Origin of the sequence: Roseateles microcysteis (genome assembly GCF_036880965.1) — a bacterium.
Classification (GTDB): Bacteria; Pseudomonadota; Gammaproteobacteria; order Burkholderiales; family Burkholderiaceae_C; genus JAUASW01.
Window position 1 is genome coordinate 299,122 of record NZ_JBAJMV010000007.1, and the last position, 17,897, is coordinate 317,018.

Annotated in this window: 17 protein-coding genes; 8 read left to right on the forward strand and 9 right to left on the reverse strand. The window is 66.1% G+C overall.

Annotation, left to right across the window (positions count from 1 at the left end; genetic code table 11):
* Positions 1–13 precede the first annotated feature (13 nt).
* The 4 genes from sucC to recA form a co-directional block, all read right to left on the reverse strand.
* Positions 14–1,174 (reverse strand): ADP-forming succinate--CoA ligase subunit beta, encoded by a 1,161-nt coding sequence (gene sucC, locus V3596_RS20020; protein ID WP_334279599.1) that lies wholly within the window; start codon positions 1,172–1,174, stop codon positions 14–16.
* Positions 1,175–1,204: 30 nt separating this feature from the next.
* Entirely contained in the window at positions 1,205–1,801 is a 597-nt protein-coding gene (locus V3596_RS20025; protein WP_334279600.1) for a DUF2889 domain-containing protein, read from the reverse strand.
* 201 nt (positions 1,802–2,002) lie between these two features.
* Positions 2,003–2,554, reverse strand: coding sequence for a regulatory protein RecX (locus V3596_RS20030; protein ID WP_334279601.1), 552 nt, complete (start codon positions 2,552–2,554; stop codon positions 2,003–2,005).
* A 6-nt stretch (positions 2,555–2,560) separates the two neighbouring features.
* The gene (recA, locus tag V3596_RS20035; protein WP_334279602.1) at positions 2,561–3,601 is read right to left on the reverse strand and encodes a recombinase RecA; all 1,041 of its coding nucleotides are present in this window, start codon (positions 3,599–3,601) and stop codon (positions 2,561–2,563) included.
* 134 nt (positions 3,602–3,735) lie between these two features.
* Between recA and V3596_RS20040 the strand changes: the two genes are divergently transcribed.
* Entirely contained in the window at positions 3,736–4,407 is a 672-nt protein-coding gene (locus tag V3596_RS20040; RefSeq protein WP_282827846.1) for a response regulator, read from the forward strand.
* A gap of 53 nt (positions 4,408–4,460) precedes the next feature.
* Positions 4,461–5,960: a sensor histidine kinase gene (locus V3596_RS20045; protein ID WP_334279603.1), complete on the forward strand. Its 1,500-nt coding sequence runs from the start codon at positions 4,461–4,463 to the stop codon at positions 5,958–5,960.
* A 12-nt stretch (positions 5,961–5,972) separates the two neighbouring features.
* On the opposite strand, the gene rodA is transcribed toward V3596_RS20045, so the two are convergent.
* From rodA to V3596_RS20070, 5 genes are all read right to left on the reverse strand, one after another.
* A complete protein-coding gene (gene rodA / locus V3596_RS20050) occupies positions 5,973–7,133 on the reverse strand; it encodes a rod shape-determining protein RodA (RefSeq protein ID WP_334279604.1) in 1,161 nt (386 codons plus the stop codon).
* Positions 7,130–9,160, reverse strand: coding sequence for a penicillin-binding protein 2 (mrdA, locus tag V3596_RS20055; RefSeq protein ID WP_334279605.1), 2,031 nt, complete (start codon positions 9,158–9,160; stop codon positions 7,130–7,132). The genes rodA and mrdA overlap by 4 nt, the downstream gene beginning before the upstream one ends.
* A gap of 14 nt (positions 9,161–9,174) precedes the next feature.
* Positions 9,175–9,696: a rod shape-determining protein MreD gene (gene mreD, locus V3596_RS20060; RefSeq protein ID WP_334279606.1), complete on the reverse strand. Its 522-nt coding sequence runs from the start codon at positions 9,694–9,696 to the stop codon at positions 9,175–9,177.
* A complete protein-coding gene (gene mreC / locus V3596_RS20065) occupies positions 9,693–10,700 on the reverse strand; it encodes a rod shape-determining protein MreC (protein ID WP_334279607.1) in 1,008 nt (335 codons plus the stop codon). Before mreC ends, mreD begins: the two co-directional genes overlap by 4 nt.
* A 67-nt stretch (positions 10,701–10,767) precedes the next feature.
* Entirely contained in the window at positions 10,768–11,811 is a 1,044-nt protein-coding gene (locus V3596_RS20070) for a rod shape-determining protein (protein ID WP_334279608.1), read from the reverse strand.
* Positions 11,812–12,117: 306 nt separating this feature from the next.
* Between V3596_RS20070 and gatC the strand changes: the two genes are divergently transcribed.
* The 6 genes from gatC (at position 12,118) to V3596_RS20100 (ending at position 17,813) form a co-directional block, all read left to right on the forward strand.
* Positions 12,118–12,417, forward strand: coding sequence for an Asp-tRNA(Asn)/Glu-tRNA(Gln) amidotransferase subunit GatC (gene gatC / locus V3596_RS20075; protein WP_334279609.1), 300 nt, complete (start codon positions 12,118–12,120; stop codon positions 12,415–12,417).
* A gap of 22 nt (positions 12,418–12,439) precedes the next feature.
* Positions 12,440–13,939 carry an Asp-tRNA(Asn)/Glu-tRNA(Gln) amidotransferase subunit GatA gene (gene gatA, locus V3596_RS20080; RefSeq protein ID WP_334279610.1) on the forward strand — a complete coding sequence of 500 codons (1,500 nt, stop codon included), beginning with the start codon at positions 12,440–12,442 and terminating at the stop codon, positions 13,937–13,939.
* Between the two features lie 88 nt (positions 13,940–14,027).
* Positions 14,028–15,482, forward strand: a complete 1,455-nt coding sequence (gene gatB, locus V3596_RS20085; RefSeq protein WP_334279611.1) for an Asp-tRNA(Asn)/Glu-tRNA(Gln) amidotransferase subunit GatB — start codon at positions 14,028–14,030, stop codon at positions 15,480–15,482.
* On the forward strand, positions 15,479–16,093 hold the full coding sequence (locus V3596_RS20090) for an RluA family pseudouridine synthase (RefSeq protein WP_334279612.1): 615 nt from the start codon (positions 15,479–15,481) through the stop codon (positions 16,091–16,093). The genes gatB and V3596_RS20090 overlap by 4 nt, the downstream gene beginning before the upstream one ends.
* 14 nt (positions 16,094–16,107) lie before the next feature.
* Positions 16,108–16,842 carry an SDR family NAD(P)-dependent oxidoreductase gene (locus V3596_RS20095; RefSeq protein WP_334279613.1) on the forward strand — a complete coding sequence of 245 codons (735 nt, stop codon included), beginning with the start codon at positions 16,108–16,110 and terminating at the stop codon, positions 16,840–16,842.
* A gap of 65 nt (positions 16,843–16,907) precedes the next feature.
* Positions 16,908–17,813: a Tim44 domain-containing protein gene (locus V3596_RS20100; RefSeq protein WP_334279614.1), complete on the forward strand. Its 906-nt coding sequence runs from the start codon at positions 16,908–16,910 to the stop codon at positions 17,811–17,813.
* Positions 17,814–17,897 lie beyond the last annotated feature (84 nt).

Here is a 17,897-nt window from a genome sequence, read left to right on the forward strand (position 1 = left end):
TTCCTTGCTGGGCTTAGGCAACGGCGGCAACGATCTTCGTCGCGGCTTCGGCCATCGAATCGGCGGCGATGATGGGCAGGCCGGATTCGGCCAGCATCTTCTTGCCCAGTTCTTCGTTGGTGCCCTTCATGCGGACGACCAGCGGCACAGACAGATTCACGGCCTTGCAGGCGGTGATCACGCCTTCGGCGATGGTGTCGCACTTCATGATGCCGCCGAAGATGTTCACGAGGATGCCCTTGACGGACTCGTTCTTCAGCATGATCTTGAAGGCCTCGGTGACCTTCTCGGCCGTGGCGCCACCGCCGACGTCCAGGAAGTTGGCCGGCTCGCCACCGAACAGCTTGATGGTGTCCATCGTGGCCATGGCCAGACCGGCGCCGTTCACGAGGCAGCCGATGTTGCCGTCCAGGCTGATGTAGGCCAGGTCGAACTTGGAGGCTTCGACTTCTGCCGGATCTTCTTCGTCCAGGTCGCGGTAGGCGACGATTTCCGGGTGACGGAACAGCGCGTTGGCGTCGAAGTTGAACTTCGCGTCCAGGGCCATCAGGTTGCCCTTGGAATCGCAGTTCAGCGGGTTGATTTCAACCAGCGACGCGTCCGTGTCCATGTAGCACTTGTAGAGCTTGGCGAAGATGTCGACGGCCTGGTCGATGGAGGCGCCGGTGAGGCCGATGGCCGCGGCGATCTTCTTGCTCTGATCGGCGGTCAGACCCACCAGCGGGTCGATCATCTCGGTGATGATTTTCTCGGGGGTCGAGTGGGCGACCTCTTCGATGTCCATGCCGCCCTCGCTGGAAGCGATGAAGGCCACCTTCTGGGTGCCGCGGTCGGTGACCAGCGAGACGTAGAGCTCGTTCTTGATGTCGGCGCCGTCTTCGATGTAGAGGCGGCGGACCTTCTGGCCTTCAGCGCCGGTCTGATGCGTGATCAGCTGCATGCCGAGGATCTTTTCGGCCAGGGCCTTCACGTCGTCCAGGGTCTTGGCGACCTTGACGCCACCGCCCTTGCCGCGACCGCCTGCATGGATCTGAGCCTTGACCACCCAGACCGGGCCGCCCAGCTTTTGCGCGGCTTCCACCGCTTCTTGCACGGTGAAGGCGGGAATGCCGCGCGGCACCGGCACACCGAACTGGCGCAGGATTTCCTTGCCCTGGTATTCATGAATCTTCATAGGGGTCTCGCTTAGAGGGAAAGATAGTCTTCAGGAAGTGCTTGCAGGCGCCACGGCCGGAGCGGCCGCGCGGGCCTCCCCTTGGCGGTACCAGCGCGGGTAATGGGCTTGCACGACTTCGCCATCGCGCCTCAGCGCATGGCAACGGTCGAGTTGGAAAGGGGGCTGGCCGTCGTCGCTGCCTTCCCGCGTGTCGATGACAACGCCGGCAAAGGCCTGGATCACGGCGGTAGGCAGGATCTGGCACAGCTCGGTCAGATGGGTGCAGCCTTGCACCCCGGAGAGCTGCTGCTTGACTGCGGCGCGGAAGCCCTTCAACAGGTTCAGGCCCTTCAGGCGTGCGTAGGCGTTGCCGTGACGGTCGCAATGTCCGGGGTAAGGCATGGCATGGGTGACCGAGCCGGCATCGATGATGTTCAGGTGCTTGTCGACGACGAGGTGCAAGAGCATGTCGTGAACCGGCTCGCCGGCCTTGCGAATGCCGGCCGAGAGCTGCATGTCGCGTGTCTTGATGTCGCGCAGTTCGGCTTCCACGTCGAACAGCCCGTCCTCGCGTGCATAGACCTGCACCAGCGTGGCGCGGCTGTGCATCAAACGACGCTCGGCAGAGGGGGCGTTCGGGGACATCGAGAGGTATTTGCAGGGTTCGCGACAAGACCGCGGGGCACGATGGAACATCGGTTGCCGCGGAGTTTGCGCAAGCCGGCAATGTAGCATGCTGCGCCGCATCAAGGCTTTCGCGGAACTGTCGGCGCGCCCCGTATTGGTGCCTGAAGCGGCCGCTCGGCGCTGCCTTTCCCTTGCTTTATCGAGCTGCCTTGAGCCAGGTCAGGACTCAGTCTCCGACTTGAGCGCGCGGCGGATCGTCTCGGGTGAGAAGCCCCGGGCCGCCAGAAACCTGCTCTGCCTGGCCCGGTCAGCCTGCGCCAGTGGCGCTGGCTCGCCGAACTTGCGGCGGCGCACTTCGCGTGCCCTGTCCAGCTCGCCCTCACGCAGGGCCTGCGCCTGCTCGGGCGAAAGAGCCAGCCCATGCTGGGCGAGCTCCTGCTTGATGCGCAGCCCGCCAAAGCGCTGCGAACGAACATGAACTCGCGATTCGATGAAGCGCTCTTCGTTCAGATAGCCTTGGCTTTGCAGCCAGACCAGCAGCTGCTCAACCTCGGCCGCGACCTCGGCCGCGTTCACCGCCGATTCTTCGTTGGGCTCGGCGAATGCCTCCCGCCTGGCCGCCGCTTCACCAGCTTGAGCAAGGGCAGCTGCTCGGTCACGATCCCGTGCAATACGCAGCAGCTTGCGCCGCAGCTCGGCGCTGCTGTGCTCGCGTTGAGCCAGCAGCGCGATCGCGCGGGCCTTCAGTGACAGCGGCTTGCCGGCCGCCATCGGCGCTTACTCCGCCCCGGGAACGCTGTTGATCAGTGCGATGCCGACCGACTCGCGGATCTTGTTCTCGATCTCGACGGCCACGTCGGGGTTCTCGCGCAGGAACTCGCGGGCGTTGTCCTTGCCCTGGCCGATCTTCTCGCCGTTGTAGGCGTACCAGGAGCCGGACTTCTCGACCACCTTGGCGTTCACACCCATATCGATGATTTCGCCCTCGCGGCTGATGCCTTCGCCATAGAGGATGTCGAACTCCGCCGTCTTGAACGGGGGCGAGACCTTGTTCTTGACGACCTTGACCTTGGTTTCAGAGCCAATGACTTCTTCGCCCTTCTTGATCGAGCCGATACGACGGATGTCGAGGCGCACCGAGGCGTAGAACTTCAGGGCGTTGCCACCGGTGGTGGTTTCGGGGCTGCCGAACATCACGCCAATCTTCATGCGGATCTGGTTGATGAAGATGACCATGCAGTTGGTCTTCTTGATCGTGGCAGTGAGCTTGCGCAGAGCCTGGCTCATCAGGCGGGCTTGCAGGCCAGGCAGGCTGTCGCCCATTTCGCCTTCGAGTTCGGCCTTGGGCGTAAGCGCAGCGACCGAGTCGACCACGATCAGGTCCACCGAGCCGGAGCGCACCAGGGCGTCGACGATTTCGAGGGCCTGCTCGCCGGTGTCGGGCTGGCTGATCAGCAGCTCTTGCAAGTTGACGCCCAGCTTTTGCGCGTACTGGATGTCCAGCGCATGCTCGGCGTCGATGAAGGCGCAGGTGCCGGCGAGCTTTTGCATTTCGGCGATGACCTGAAGCGTGAGCGTGGTCTTGCCGGAGGACTCGGGGCCGTAGATTTCGACCACGCGGCCGCGCGGCAGGCCGCCAACGCCCAGGGCGATGTCCAGGCCCAGCGAGCCGGTGGAGACGACCTGGATGTCTTCGATCACCTCGCCTTCACCCAGGCGCATGATCGAACCCTTGCCGAACTGCTTTTCGATCTGGGCCAGTGCGGCTTGCAGAGCCTTGGCTTTTTCGGTGTTGAGGGCTTTGACCGGTGCGTCCATGTTTTCTCCTGTTGGGGGCTGAAGGCATTATCAGCCGAAATCTGTATATCCGTACAGTAGTTTAACCAGGGTCTGCTGCCAAGGTTTGTCAGCATGTATTGCTCCCTAGAATGGGGGAAACACGGAGACAGCCCATGCGGATACTGATCGCTGAAGACGACCAAGTGCTGGCCGATGGCCTGCTGCGCTCACTGCGCGCCTCGGGCTATGCGGTAGACCAGGTCGGCAGCGGCAGCGAAGCCGACGCCGCGCTGGCCTCCCATGAGTTCGACCTGCTGATCCTGGACCTGGGCCTGCCCAAGCTGCATGGGCTGGAGGTGCTGCGCAAGTTGCGCGGCCGTGGCTCCAGTGTGCCGGTGCTGATACTGACAGCGGCCGACAGCGTGGAGCAGCGCGTCAAGGGCCTGGACCTGGGCGCCGACGACTACATGGCCAAGCCCTTCTCGCTGCAGGAGCTGGAAGCGCGGGTGCGCGCCCTCACGCGTCGTGGCCTGGGCAGTGCATCCACGGTCATCAAGCACGGCCCCTTGTCCTTCGATGCCACGGGCCGCGTGGCCTACATCAACGAACAGATGATCGAACTGTCGGCGCGCGAGCTTTCGCTGCTCGAAGTGCTCTTGCAGCGCGCCGGCAGACTGGTCAGCAAGGACCAGCTGGTGGAGCGCCTCTGCGAATGGGGCGAAGAGGTCAGCAACAACGCGATCGAGGTCTACATCCACCGGCTGCGCAAGAAGATCGAGCAGGGGCCGATCCGCATCGCCACCGTGCGCGGCCTCGGCTATTGCCTCGAAAAGATCCCCGGCTGAATGATTGAACGGGACTCTCCGATGGCTGGCAGCAGCCATCGACCCTTCGTCCAATGAGCGCCGCACCACAGCCCCGCTCGCTGTTCGGCGAGATCCTGGATTGGATGCTTGCGCCGCTCCTGCTGATCTGGCCGATCAGCGTGGCCTTGACCTGGCTGGTGGCCCAGGGCATTTCCGCCCGGCCCTACGACCGCGAGCTCGGCGAGATGGCGCGCAACCTTGGCCTGCAGGTGGCCACCGAGTCGGCGCGCGGCACGCAGAACAAGGCTCGCTATGCCCTCTCCGCGGAAGCCGCCGCGCTCTTGCGGGCAGACGAAAGCGACACCGTCTACTACCAGGTGCTAGGCCTGCGTGGCGAGTACCTGAGCGGCGACCAGGCCTTGCCGGTGCCTCAGGCCGACGCGAGCATCCAGCCCTGGGACCTGCAGTTCCGCGACGACGAGATCAGCGGCGAGAGCGTGCGCGTGGCCTATCTCTGGGTCGCGCCAGAAGGCCAGACCGGCGCCAACCGGACGATGCTGGTCCAGGTGGCCGAGACGCTGGGAAAGCGCTCGCGGCTGACCAACGAGATCATCAAGGGCGTGATCCTGCCGCAGTTCGTGATCCTGCCGCTGGCGGTGCTGCTGGTGTGGCTGGCCCTGGCGCGCGGTATCGCGCCGCTGAATGAATTGCAGCGCCGCATCCGCCGCCGCGAAAGCTCGGACCTGAGTCCCATCGACGAAGGCCGCGTGCCCGATGAAGTGGCGCCACTGGTGCGCGCCATCAACGACCTGCTGGCGCGGCTTGACCAGTCAATCAGCAGCCAGAAGCACTTCCTCGCCGATGCCGCGCACCAGTTGAAGACACCGCTGGCCGGCCTGCGCACGCAAGCCGAGTTCGCGCAGCGCGAGATCGATGAAGGCCGCAGTTCGCCGTCCGAATTGAAGCGTTCGCTGCAGCAGATCGCGCTCTCCAGCCAGCGCGCCGCCCACATGGTCAACCAGCTGCTGGCCATGGCGCGCGCCGAAGACAAGGAACATGCCGCGCGCCGCAGCATGGTCAATCTCTCAGGCCTGGCCATTGAAACAGTGCGCGACTTCGTGCCCCGCGCGATGGAGAAGCGCATCGACCTCGGCTATGAAGGCGCGGAGATCGCCGCCAGCCAGTTGCGCGTGCTGGGCCATCCCCTGCTGATCCGGGAGCTGATACGCAATCTGGTGGACAACGCCCTGCTCTACACGCCAAACGGCGGCACGGTGACGGTGCGCGTCGTGGAAGACCCGTTCGGCCAGGTCGTCGTGCTGCAGGTGGAAGACTCCGGCCCCGGCATTCCCGAAAGCGAGCGCGAGAAGGTATTCCAGCCCTTCTACCGGGCGCTTGGCACCGAGGTGGATGGCTCGGGCCTGGGCCTGGCCATCGTGCGCGAGATCGCGCAACAGCATGGCACCGAGGTGACGCTGGACGACACCCGCGAACGCCGCCCCTCGCCCGGCCACGAAACGCCAGGCGCCCGCTTCACGATCCGCTTCCAGGCCCAGTCGCAGCAGGCCTTGCCGCCGCCCGCTCAGGAGTGACTCGGGAACAGCTCAGGAATGGTGCGATGCGCGGCGGCTGCGGCCAATGCCCATCAGCAGGCCCAGGCTGATGCCCAGCATCACCATGGCCGTGCCGCCATAGCTGATGAAGGGCAAGGGCACGCCCACCACGGGCAGGATGCCGCTGACCATGCCCATGTTGACGAATACATAGGTGAAGAAGCTCAGGGTGATGGCGCCCGCCAGCAGCCTCGAAAACATCGTCGGCGCCTCGCTGGCAATGACGAGCCCGCGCAGGATCAGCGCGGTGAAGCCGATCAGCAGGCCCAGTGCGCCGATCAGGCCGAACTCCTCGCCATAGGCGGCGAACACAAAGTCGGTCGTGCGCTCGGGGATGAATTCCAGATGGGTCTGCGTGCCCTTCATGAAGCCCTTGCCGGTCACGCCGCCGGAGCCGATGGCGATCTCGCCCTGGATAATGTGGAAGCCCTTACCCAGCGGGTCCTTGCTCGGGTCCAGCAGGGTGCAGACGCGGTTCTTCTGGTACTCGCGCAGCACCGGCCACTTGACCTCGGGCTGGCAGATCGCGTCCTCGCTCATCACCAGGGCCGTGATGGCAAGCGCGCCCGCCACCACGGCCGGCACGATCAGCTTCCAGGACAGGCCGGCGAAGAAGATCACATAGAGGCCGGCGGCCAGCACGAGGATCGACGTGCCCAGGTCTGGCTGCTTGGCCACGAGCCCGACAGGAATGGCCAGCAGGATGAAGGCGGCTACGAAGTCCGGCAACCGTAACTGACCCTCGCGCTTCTGGAACCACCAGGCCAGCATCAACGGCACGGCGATCTTCAGGAGCTCGGAGGGCTGGATCTGCGTGACGCCGATATTGAGCCAGCGGGTCGCGCCCTTCTTGCTGATGCCGAACAGCGCCACCGCGATCAGCAGCGCCACGCCGAAGACGTACAGCGGCACCGCCAGCCGCGCCACCTTCTGCGGCGGCGCCTGCGCCACGACGAACATCACGCCCAGCGCCAGCAACATGTTGCGGGCGTGGTCGACGAAGCGCGTGCCGTGGTCATAGCCGGCCGAATACATGCACAGCAGGCCCAGCGCCATCAGCCAGAACATGGCCAGCAGCAGCGGCACGTCGAAGCCGGCAAACAGGGGCCGCATCCGGCGCAAGAGGCTGGGCTTGCTCAGTACTGCGTTCATCTTGAGGCTCCCGATGCCGCCGAACTGGCCTCAGAGGCTGTCGATGCCGGCGCACTGGCGGCGGCCGGGGCGCCCGATGAACCAGGCAAAGGCACATCGACCGCGCGGCGCGGCGTGCCGACCGGTGCGTAAGTCTTGGCCTGCTGGGTCAGCGCGATGTCTTCCTCGCTCGGGTACTGGCCCAGCAGCATGTAGTCGAACACGCGGCGGGCGATCGGCGCGGCGCCGCTGGAACCCCAGCCGGCGTTCTCGACGATCAGGGCCAGCGCGATCGTCGGCGCTTCCACCGGCGCAAAGGCGACGTAGAGCGAATGGTCGCGCTTGCGCTCGTCGGCCTTGATGTCCTTGTACTTCTCGCCGGCCTTCAGGCCCACGGCCTGGGCCGTCCCTGTCTTGCCGCCGCTGGTGTAGGGCGCGCCGAGGAAGACCTGGCGCGAGGTGCCTTCAAGCGTCACGCCGTTCATGGCATTGCGGATCACTTCCACATGCTCGGGCTTCAGCGGCAGCGGCGGCAGCGCGTCGCTGGCCATGCGGCGCTGCTTGTGCTGCACCACGTCCTCGATCTCGCGCACCAGGCGCGGCTTGAAGCGCTGGCCGCCCGAGGCGATGGTGGAGTAGGCGTTGGCCATCTGCAGCATGGTGAAGTTGTTGTAGCCCTGGCCGATGCCCAGCGAGATCGTCTCACCGGCAAACCACTTCTGGTTGGCCGGGTTCTTGGCGAAGTAGCGGCGCTTCCAGTCCTGCGAGGGCAGCACGCCGGTGACCTCGCCCTGCACGTCAATGTCGGTCTTGCGGCCGAGACCGAAAGGCTCCAGCTGGTCGTGGATCAGGTCCACGCCCATCTCGTTGGCCAGGCTGTAGAAGTAGACGTTGGACGAGCTGACGATGGCCAGGCGCATGTCCTTGGGGCCGGCCCGGTCGGTCTCGGGGCTGCCGAACACCTTGTTGCCAAAGGTGTAGTTCAGGTTGTCCATGATGACCACATTGGCTGCCCGCTTGCCGCTGTTCAAGGCCGCCATCGCCATCAGCGGCTTGAAGGTCGAGCCGGGCGGATAGGTGCCGCGCAGCGCCCGGTTCAGGAGCGGCTTGTCGGGGTTCTCGTTGAGCTCGCGCCAGCTGTCGGCATCGATGCCGTCGACGAAGAGATTGGGGTCGAAGGTTGGCTTGGAAACAAAGGCCAGCACCTCGCCATTGCGCGGGTCGATGGCCACGAGCGCGCCACGCCGGTCCTTGAACAGCTCTTCCACCAGCGCCTGCAGCCGGATGTCGATGGACAGAACCAGCGTATTGCCCGGCGTGGGCGGCCGGTGCGCCAGGCGCCGCACGGCCTTGCCGCCGGCGCTGGTCTCGACCTGCTCGAAGCCGGTCACGCCATGCAGCTCGCGCTCGTAGGCCTGCTCCAGGCCCAGCTTGCCGATGTACTCGGTGCCGCGGTAGTTGGCGATGTCTTCCTCGGGCCAGTCGTCCTGTGCCTTCTTCTCGGCCTGGTTGATGCGGCCGATATAGCCGATCAGGTGGCTGCCGATCTCGCCCAGCGGATAGTTGCGGAACAGCCGCGCCTTGATCTCGACACCGGGAAAGCGGAAGCGTTGCGCGGCAAAGCGCGCCACCTCCGCATCGCTCAGCTTGGTGCGGATCGGCAGCGACTCGAAGTTCTTGCTTTCCTCGATCAGGCGCTTGAAGCGCTTGCGGTCGCGCGGCTGGATCTCGATCACGCCGGCCAGCTCGTCGATGGTCTTTTCCAGGTCCACCACCTTGCTGGGTGTGATCTCCAGCGTGTAGGCCGAATAGTTGCTGGCCAGCACGATACCGTTGCGGTCCTTGATCAGGCCGCGGTTGGGCACGATAGGCACCACGGTCACGCGGTTCGATTCGGCGCGCTCCAGCAGCGCGCTGTGCTGCGCCACCTGCAGCCAGAGCAGGCGCGCCAGCAGCAAGAGGAAGCAGAAGAGCACGAAGGCGCCGGCCGCCAGCACGCGCAAGCGGAAGCGGCTCAGCTCCTGGTGGAGATTCGTAATCAGGGTCACGGGCTAGGCCAGCCTCACAGCGGACGGTGGGCGTCGGGATCGGGCGGCCGGCGCTGCGGCGCGAGCAGGAGGGTCGTGGCAATGGGCCACAGCGCCGTCTCGATCAGCGGCGCGAAGATCAGCGTCCAGCCCGGCCACATGCCACCCACCATCAGGCGCACGATCAGGGAGACCGCATGCGCGCCGATGAAAAGCGGCAGCACATGCAGGGCCTGCTCGCGCAGCTTGAACCACAGCAAGCGGCGATGCAGGGCCACGGCGCCAAAGCTGAGCATGCTGTAGGCCAGCGCGTGCTGACCCAGCAAGGCGCCATGGTGCACGTCCACCAGCAGTCCGAAGCTGAAGGCCCAGCCCACGCCCACGCGGCGCGGCTGGTGCACATTCCAGAACACCAGCACCAGGGCCAGCAGGTCGGGCATTGCGGCCACGCGGCCGATGGGCACCATGTCGAAGATCAGCGCCAACAAGAGGCTCATGGCGATGAACAGAGGGTTGACCGGCAGGAGCAGCTGGCCGGTGCCGCGCGGCATGATCATCGTTCGCCCCCTTGCGCGGGCTTGCTCGCTGCGGCGGCGCGTGCTTCGGCGGCCTTGGCCTTGGCATCGCTCTTGATTTCCGCCTTGCGCTGGGCGGCGCTCGCTGCCTCGGCCGAATTGGCTGCCGCGGCTTCGCTGCGCGCTGCTTCGTGCAGGGCCAAGGGCTCCAGCACCAAGACATGGCGGGCCGCGTCCGGCGACGAGGTCGGCTTCAGGCTGACGCGAGCAAAACTGGTATCGCCACGGCGCTCGACGGTGGCCACGGTGGCCACCGGCAGGCCGGGCGGGTAGACGCCGTCCAGGCCCGAGGTGGAGAGCAGGTCGCCTTCCTTGATGTCGGCATTGGCGGCCATGAAGCGCAGTTCCATCGGACCTTCGCTGCGCTCGCCGCCAAAGGCAACGCCACGCTGCTGCGTGCGGTTGTTGAGCACGGGAATGGCAGCGTCCTTGTCGCCCAGCAGGGTCACCTCGCTTGAGAGCAGGTAGACCCGGGTGACCTGACCCAGCACGCCGGCATCGTTGATGACCGGCGCGCCGGCGCGCACGCCATGGCGGCTGCCGTGGTCGATGACGACGCGGCGCGAGTACGGATCAGCCGCTTCATAAAGCACCTCCGCCGCCATCGATGGCACGGATTGCGCTGCCTGGATCTTCAGGAGCGCACGCAGGCGGTCGTTCTCGGCCTGCAACTGGCTGGCACGCGAAAGCTTCTCGGCCTGCAGTACCAGCTGTCGCCTGGCCTGGTTCTCGGCCTCGGTGGCTCGCTCCATGCCGCGCAGATAGTCGCCACCCGCTTCCCAGGCATCCACCGGGGCCAGCAAGGCGCGCTGCATCGGATGCAGGGCCGTGGCCAGCACCATGCGCAAGGGTTGGGTCAGCTTGAAGCGCGCATCGGCCACCATCAGGAAGATGGCCAGCGCCGCGTAGACCGCCAGCTTGCTGGCGGCCGACAGGCCCTGTCGGAACAAGGGCGGCGGATTGCGATCTAGGGTACCGAGGCTCATGGGCGCCAAACGGAGAAAAGCCGGCCCGTCGTACAACGTGCCGGCTTGCTCGGGAACATGGAGGGGATTACTCGGAGGCGAAGATCAGGCCCAGGCGCTCCATGCGCTCCAGCGCCATGCCGCAACCGCGCACCACGCAGGTCAGCGGGTCTTCGGCCACCAGCACCGGCAGGCCGGTTTCCTCGGCCAGCAGGCGGTCCAGGTCGCGCAGCAGCGCCCCACCACCGGTCAGCATCATGCCGCGTTCGGCGATGTCCGCGCCCAGCTCGGGCGGCGTCTGCTCCAGCGCGTTCTTCACGGCCGAGACGATCTGATTCAGCGGGTCGGTCAGGGCTTCAAGGATCTCGTTGGACGAGATGGTGAAGCTGCGCGGCACGCCTTCGCTGAGGTTGCGGCCCTTGACTTCCATTTCCTTGACTTCGGAGCCGGGAAAGGCCGAGCCGATGTTCTTCTTGATTGCTTCAGCCGTGGGCTCGCCGATCAACATGCCGTAGTTGCGGCGGATGTAGTTGATGATGGCTTCGTCGAACTTGTCGCCGCCAACGCGGACCGAGCCCTTGTACACCATGCCGCCCAGCGAGATCACGCCGACTTCGGTGGTGCCGCCGCCGATGTCGATGACCATCGAGCCCGAGGCTTCGGAGACCGGCAGGCCGGCACCGATGGCCGCGGCCATCGGCTCTTCGATCAGGTGCACTTCGGAGGCGCCAGCGCCGAGGGCGGCATCCCGAATGGCGCGCTTCTCGACCTGGGTAGAGCCGCAGGGCACGCAGATGATGATGCGGGGCGAGGGGCGCAGCAGCTTGGTGTCGTGCACCATCTTGATGAACTGCTTGATCATCTGCTCGGTGATCACGAAGTCGGCGATCACGCCGTCCTTCATCGGGCGGATCGCCTCGATATTGCCGGGCACCTTGCCCAGCATGGCCTTGGCCTCGCGGCCGACGGCCTGGATGGTCTTCTTGCCGTTGGAACCGCCTTCATGACGGATGGCGACGACCGAGGGCTCGTCGAGCACGATGCCTTTGCCGCGGACGTAAATCAGCGTGTTGGCGGTACCCAGGTCAATGGCGAGGTCGGTGGAAAAGTAGCGGCGCAGGGAGGCGAACATGGTGTGTTTGGATGCCAACGCGGCGCATCTGTCGCTGTGGCGGCAGAGGTCGCGCTGCTGGCTGGGCGCATTGTTGGGTCGAGAAACGGCGGTCGTTTGGCATGAGGCCCACCCTGAGGTTGACCTTCACGCCAGGCGGCCGCGGGCGGTGTTCGCACCATATGCAACGAGGCTGCCTGAACCTTGCCGGTAGGGCAGCCCCGTAGCTATGGAGATAAGCGGAGATAATACCCGATCACCCCCTAAATTACGCATGAGGGAAGGCCCTTGGGGCTCTTCTTTCGCAGGCTTTGGAGCCCCCACCCGATGGCCCTGACATCCGACGACGTGAGCCGCATCGCCCATCTGGCGCGGCTGGAACTTTCCCCGGCCGAAGCGGCCGCGCTGCTCCCGCAGCTCAATGGCTTTTTCTCCATCGTCGAGCAGATGAGCGCGGTGGACACCAGCGGCGTCGAGCCGCTCTACACCCCCCTCTCGGCCGTGCAGGACGTGCACCTGCGCCTGCGCGACGACAAGGTATCGGAGAGTAACCAGCGCGAGCTGAATCAGAGAAGCGCACCGGCGGTCGAGGACGGCCTGTTCCTGGTGCCCAAGGTCATCGAATAACAAGAGCGAGCGGATCTTCTCCATGAAACCATTGCATGAACTGGGCGTGGCCGAGCTGGGTCAGGCCCTGCGCCAGCGCCAGACCTCCAGCCGCGAAGTGACGCAGGCCCTGCTGGCTCGCGTCCAGGCCCACGAATCGCTGGGCGCTTTCCTCCATGTGGACGCCGATGCCGCCCTGGCCCGTGCCGATGCGGCGGACGCCCGCCTCGCGGCCGGTCAAGGTTCACAACCCGGCGGCGCCCTGATCGGCATTCCGCTGGCCCACAAGGACATCTACGTCACGGCCGACATGCCGACGACGGCCGGTTCCAAGATCCTGGCGAACTACCGCAGCCCCTTCGACGCCACCGTCGTGGCCCGGCTGAACGAAGCCGGCACCGTGGCCCTGGGCAAGCTGAACTGCGACGAATTCGCCATGGGCTCGGCCAACGAGAACTCGGCCTATGGCCCGGCGCACAACCCCTGGGATGCCGGCCGCGTGCCCGGCGGCTCCTCCGGCGGCTCTGCCACGGCTGTCGCGGCGCGCCTGGTGCCCGCCAGCACCGGCACCGACACCGGCGGCTCGATCCGCCAGCCAGCCAGCTTCACCGGCATCACCGGCATCAAGCCGACCTACGGCGTGTGCTCACGCTACGGCATGATCGCCTTCGCCTCCAGCCTGGACCAGGCCGGTCCGATGGCCCGTTCGGCCGAAGACTGCTCGCTGCTGCTGTCTGCCATGAGCGGCTTTGACGAGCGCGACGCCACCAGCGTGCAGCAGCCGCCGCAGGATTTCCATGCCCAGATGCTGCAGGCACGGGATGGCGCCACGGCTGCTCAGCCCTTGAAGGGCCTGCGCATCGGCGTCGCTGCTGAATTCTTCCCGCAAGGCTTGTCGGCCGACGTGAACAGCGCCGTTCGCCAAGGCCTGGCGGAGCTGGAAAAGCTCGGCGCCACCCTGGTAGACGTGAGCCTGCCACGCACCGAACTGGCCATTCCCGTGTACTACATCATTGCCCCGGCCGAGGCGAGCTCCAACCTCAGCCGCTTCGACGGCGTGCGCTTCGGCCACCGTGCCGAGAAGTACACCGACCTGCTGGACATGTACAAGAAGACCCGCGCCGAAGGCTTCGGCCCCGAGGTCAAGCGCCGCATCATGATCGGCAGCTATGTGCTCTCGCACGGCTACTACGACGCCTATTACCTGCAGGCCCAGAAGCTGCGCCGCATGATCGCGGACGACTTCCAGCAAGCCTTCGCGCAGTGCGACGTGATTGCCGGCCCGGTGGCGCCGAGCGTGGCCTGGAAGGCGGGCGAGGGCTCGGACGATCCGGTCAAGGCCTACCTCGCCGACATCTTCACCCTGCCCGGCTCGCTGGCCGGCCTGCCCGGCATGAGCGTGCCGGTGGGCTTTGGCGAAGGCGGCATGCCCGTCGGTCTTCAATTGATCGGCAACTACTTCAAGGAAGGCCAGCTCCTGCACACGGCCCACGCCTTGCAGCAGGCCACCGACTGGCACCAGAAGGCACCGGCAGGTTTCTGACGAATGTTGACCCCCACGCTCACTTTGTTCGCTGCCCCCACGGGGGCGCCAGCCTCCTTGAGGCGGCTCGGCGGAGGCTGATCTCGCAATGACGACAAAACCCAAACTCATCCGTGGCTACGAGGTCGTGATCGGCCTCGAGAACCACGTCCAGCTCTCGACCCAGTCGAAGATCTTCAGCGGCAGCTCCACGGCCTTCGGCGCCGAGCCGAACACGCAGGCCTCGCCCGTGGACCTGGCCCTGCCCGGCACGCTGCCGGTGCTGAACCGCGCGGCCGTCGAGCGGGCCATCCGCTTCGGCCTGGCCGTGGGCGCCAAGGTCGCGCCACTGTCGATCTTTGCGCGCAAGAACTACTTCTACCCGGACCTGCCCAAGGGCTACCAGATCAGCCAGTTCGAGATCCCGGTGGTGCAGGGCGGCCAGGTGGAGTTCTTTGTCGGCGATGTGAAGCACAAGGTCAACCTGACCCGTGCCCACCTGGAAGAGGACGCGGGAAAAAGCCTGCACGAGGACTATCACGGCCAGAGCGGCATTGACCTGAACCGCGCCGGCACACCGCTGCTGGAGATCGTCTCCGAACCCGACATGCGCTCGGGCGCCGAGGCCGCCGAATACGCCAAGACCCTGCATGCGCTGGTGATGTGGCTCGGCATCTGCGACGGCAACATGCAGGAAGGCTCATTCCGCTGCGACGTCAACGTCTCGGTGCGCAAGCCCGGCGAGCCCTATGGCACACGCCGCGAGATCAAGAACCTCAACAGCTTCCGCTACCTGCTGCAGGCGGTGGACTACGAGGTGAACTGGCAGATCGACCAGATCGAGGACGGTTTCAAGATCCAGCAGGCCACGGTGCTGTTCAACCCGGACACCGGCGAGACCCGCGCGATGCGCAGCAAGGAAGACTCGGCCGACTACCGCTACTTCCCCGACCCCGATCTGCCGCCGCTGGTGATCGCGCCGGAATGGGTGGAGCGCGTGAAGGGCGAGATGCCCGAGCTGCCCGCCGTGATGGCGGCGCGTTTCCAGTCGGCCGACGGCCTGCCGGAATACGACGCGACGATGATGACGCAGAGCCTGGCGACGGCGCGCTATTACGAGGCCGCCAAGGCCGCGGGTGCCGCGCCAAAGCTGGTGGCCAACTGGGTGATGGGCGAGATCAGCAAGCGACTCAATAGCGAGGGCCTGGCCATCGACGCTGCGCCGGTCGGTGCCGAGTTGCTCGCGAAACTGATCGCCCGCATCACCGACGGCACGATCTCGAACAACTCCGCCAAGCAGGTCTTCGATGCGCTGTGGGCCGGCGAAGGCTCGGATGTCGACGCGATCATTGCCGCCAAGGACCTGAAGCAGTCCAACGACACCGGCGAGATCGAACGCATCCTCGACGAAGTCCTGGCCGCCAACCAGAAGTCGGTGGAAGAGTTCCGCTCTGGCAAGGAGAAAGCCTTCAACGCCCTGGTCGGCCAGGCGATGAAGGCGACCAAGGGCAAGGCCAATCCGACCGTCGTCAACGAGCTTCTGAAGAAGAAGTTGGGCGGTTGAAAGAAGCAGGCGAGCTGGTCTGGCTGCATGTCGACGAGACCTGTGTCGTCGTCGACAAACCAGCCGGCCTGCTCTCCGTCCCTGGTCGCGGTGAAGACAAGCAGGACTGCGCCGCCGCGCGCGTGCAGGCCCGCTATCCGGATGCACTGATCGTCCACCGGCTCGATCAGCCCACCTCCGGCCTCCTGCTGTTCGCCCGTGGCGCCGAAATGCAGCGCGCTTTCAGCTACGAATTCATGCAGCGGCGGGTGCACAAGCGCTATGTCGCCGTCGTCGAGGGCTTGCTGCCCCTCGACGGCAACTGGCACGAGATCGAACTGCCGCTGATTGCCGATTGGCCGAACCGACCGAAGCAGAAGATCGACCACGCAGCCGGCAAGCCGGCGCTGACCCGCTGGCGCGCGCTCTCGCACGAGGGGCAGCGAACCCGCGTGGCGCTGGAGCCCGTCACCGGGCGATCGCACCAGTTGCGCGTGCACCTGATGGCTATCGGCCACCCGATAGCGGGCGACGCGCTGTATGGCAATGAATCCGGCGCCGAGCGACTGCTCCTGCACGCCTGCGAACTGACGGTGGGCGCGCTGACCGTCGAGAGCCCGGTGCCGTTCTGAGTACCATGCGCGCAATGAACAGCAAGCAGCACCTCTTCATCGTCACCGGCAGCTCGCGCGGCATGGGCGCCGCCATCGCCCGCCGACTCACCGGCCCGGAGCACCGCGTGATCGGTATTGCCCGCCTGGCAGGGCCCGAGGTGTCCGGTCTGGAGCCCTGGCAGCAGGACCTGTCCCACCCCTTGGAAGCCGCGGAGCGGCTCCAGGACTGGCTGGGAAAGCAGAGCCCGTTTGCCAGCGCGACCCTGATCAACAACGCCGGCGTGATCTCGCGGCCCGGTCCCATCGACCAGGCCTCGCTGGCCGAGCTGTCGAATGCCATCCGTGTCGGGCTGGAGTCGGTGCTGCTGCTGTCTGCCGCCTTCCTGCAGGCCACGCGCGCCTGGGGCGTGCCCTTGAAGATCCTCAACATCAGCTCGGGCCTGGGCCGCCGCGCCATGGCCGGCAGCGCGCCCTATTGCGCCGCCAAGGCCGGCATGGACAACCTCTCGGCCTCGATGGCACTCGACGAAGCAGAACGCGCGAACGGCGCACGCATCGTCTCGTTGGCGCCGGGCGTGATCGACACCGACATGCAGATCCAGCTGCGCACGGCCGACCCGGCGGGCTTCCCCGAGCAGCAGCGTTTTATCGACTTCAAGGCCAGCGGCGCCTTGATGAGCCCCGACGAGGCGGCGGGCAAGGTCATTGCCTATCTGCGCCGCCCTGACTTTGGCAGCCAGCCCATCGCCGACGTGCGCCAGGCTTGAAATCGTCTACCCTCACCCCAATTTCGTACTCTGCCCCGTTCTCGGGGCGACTTCCGGAGATCCAGTTGAACTTTCTGAACAAGCTCGTGCTGAGCGCAATCATCGTGGGCCTGAGCCTCGGCAGCGTTGGCGCTGACGCCAAGCGCATCGGCGGCGGCGGCATGAAGCGCACCGTGCCGCAGCAGACGGCACCGGCTGCCCCGGCCAAACCTGCCCCGACGCAGAACGCGGCAGCGCCCGCCGCGCCGGCTCCTGCTGCAGCGCCCGCCCCGGCTCCCAAGCGCTCGTGGATGGGTCCGCTCGCCGGCCTCGCCGCTGGCCTGGGCCTGGCGGCGCTGGCCAGCCACTTCGGCTTCGGCGCCGCCATGGCCAACATCATGACCATGGTCCTGATCGGCCTGGTCGCCATGCTGGTGATCGGCTTCCTGGTGCGGCGCTTCGGCGCTGCCAAGCAAGCGCAGCAACCCGCCTTCGCCGGTGGCAACGCTGGCGGCAATGGCAGCGGCTATGCACCGGTGCAACGCCTGGATCCGCAGCCCTTCGCGGGCTCTGGCGCAGCAGCGGCGGCAGCACCGGAGGCCGCAGCTGCCGCCACGGCTGCCGTCTCGAGCGAAGACGCCGAGTTCGCCCAACTGGCCAAAAAGGTTTTCATTCGCCTCCAGGCCGCCAATGACAGCGGCGACCAGGCCGACCTGCGCCGCTTCACCACGCCCGAGATGTATGCCTCGATCCAGCAGGAGCTGCTGGACCGCAAGGGGGCCACGCAGCAGACCGAAGTGCTGCAGCTCGACGCGACGGTGATCGACCGCGCCGAAGAGCAGGGCAACCAGGTCGTCAGCGTGCGCTTCTGGGGCCTGGTGCGCGAGCGCAGCGAAGACGCGGCGAGCGGCTTCGATGAAGTCTGGCATCTGGCACGCCCGCTGGACGGCAGCCGCGAATGGGCGATTGCGGGCATCCAGCCCACGAACTGACGATTGAAGCCATGCCCCGCCCTGGGGCATGACCTATGAGGGGCCATGCTGACCGCGGTCAGAATGGCCCCTCGTCATTTCTGC

Coding starts and splice junctions, on each gene's coding strand:
- sucC (WP_334279599.1), bottom strand. CDS start 1,174: ATGAAGATTCATGAATACCAGGGCAAGGAAATCCTGCGCCAGTTCGGT.
- V3596_RS20025 (WP_334279600.1), bottom strand. CDS start 1,801: ATGTCCCCGAACGCCCCCTCTGCCGAGCGTCGTTTGATGCACAGCCGC.
- V3596_RS20030 (WP_334279601.1), bottom strand. CDS start 2,554: ATGGCGGCCGGCAAGCCGCTGTCACTGAAGGCCCGCGCGATCGCGCTG.
- recA (WP_334279602.1), bottom strand. CDS start 3,601: ATGGACGCACCGGTCAAAGCCCTCAACACCGAAAAAGCCAAGGCTCTG.
- V3596_RS20040 (WP_282827846.1), top strand. CDS start 3,736: ATGCGGATACTGATCGCTGAAGACGACCAAGTGCTGGCCGATGGCCTG.
- V3596_RS20045 (WP_334279603.1), top strand. CDS start 4,461: ATGAGCGCCGCACCACAGCCCCGCTCGCTGTTCGGCGAGATCCTGGAT.
- rodA (WP_334279604.1), bottom strand. CDS start 7,133: ATGAACGCAGTACTGAGCAAGCCCAGCCTCTTGCGCCGGATGCGGCCC.
- mreD (WP_334279606.1), bottom strand. CDS start 9,696: ATGATCATGCCGCGCGGCACCGGCCAGCTGCTCCTGCCGGTCAACCCT.
- mreC (WP_334279607.1), bottom strand. CDS start 10,700: ATGAGCCTCGGTACCCTAGATCGCAATCCGCCGCCCTTGTTCCGACAG.
- V3596_RS20070 (WP_334279608.1), bottom strand. CDS start 11,811: ATGTTCGCCTCCCTGCGCCGCTACTTTTCCACCGACCTCGCCATTGAC.
- gatC (WP_334279609.1), top strand. CDS start 12,118: ATGGCCCTGACATCCGACGACGTGAGCCGCATCGCCCATCTGGCGCGG.
- gatA (WP_334279610.1), top strand. CDS start 12,440: ATGAAACCATTGCATGAACTGGGCGTGGCCGAGCTGGGTCAGGCCCTG.
- gatB (WP_334279611.1), top strand. CDS start 14,028: ATGACGACAAAACCCAAACTCATCCGTGGCTACGAGGTCGTGATCGGC.
- V3596_RS20095 (WP_334279613.1), top strand. CDS start 16,108: ATGAACAGCAAGCAGCACCTCTTCATCGTCACCGGCAGCTCGCGCGGC.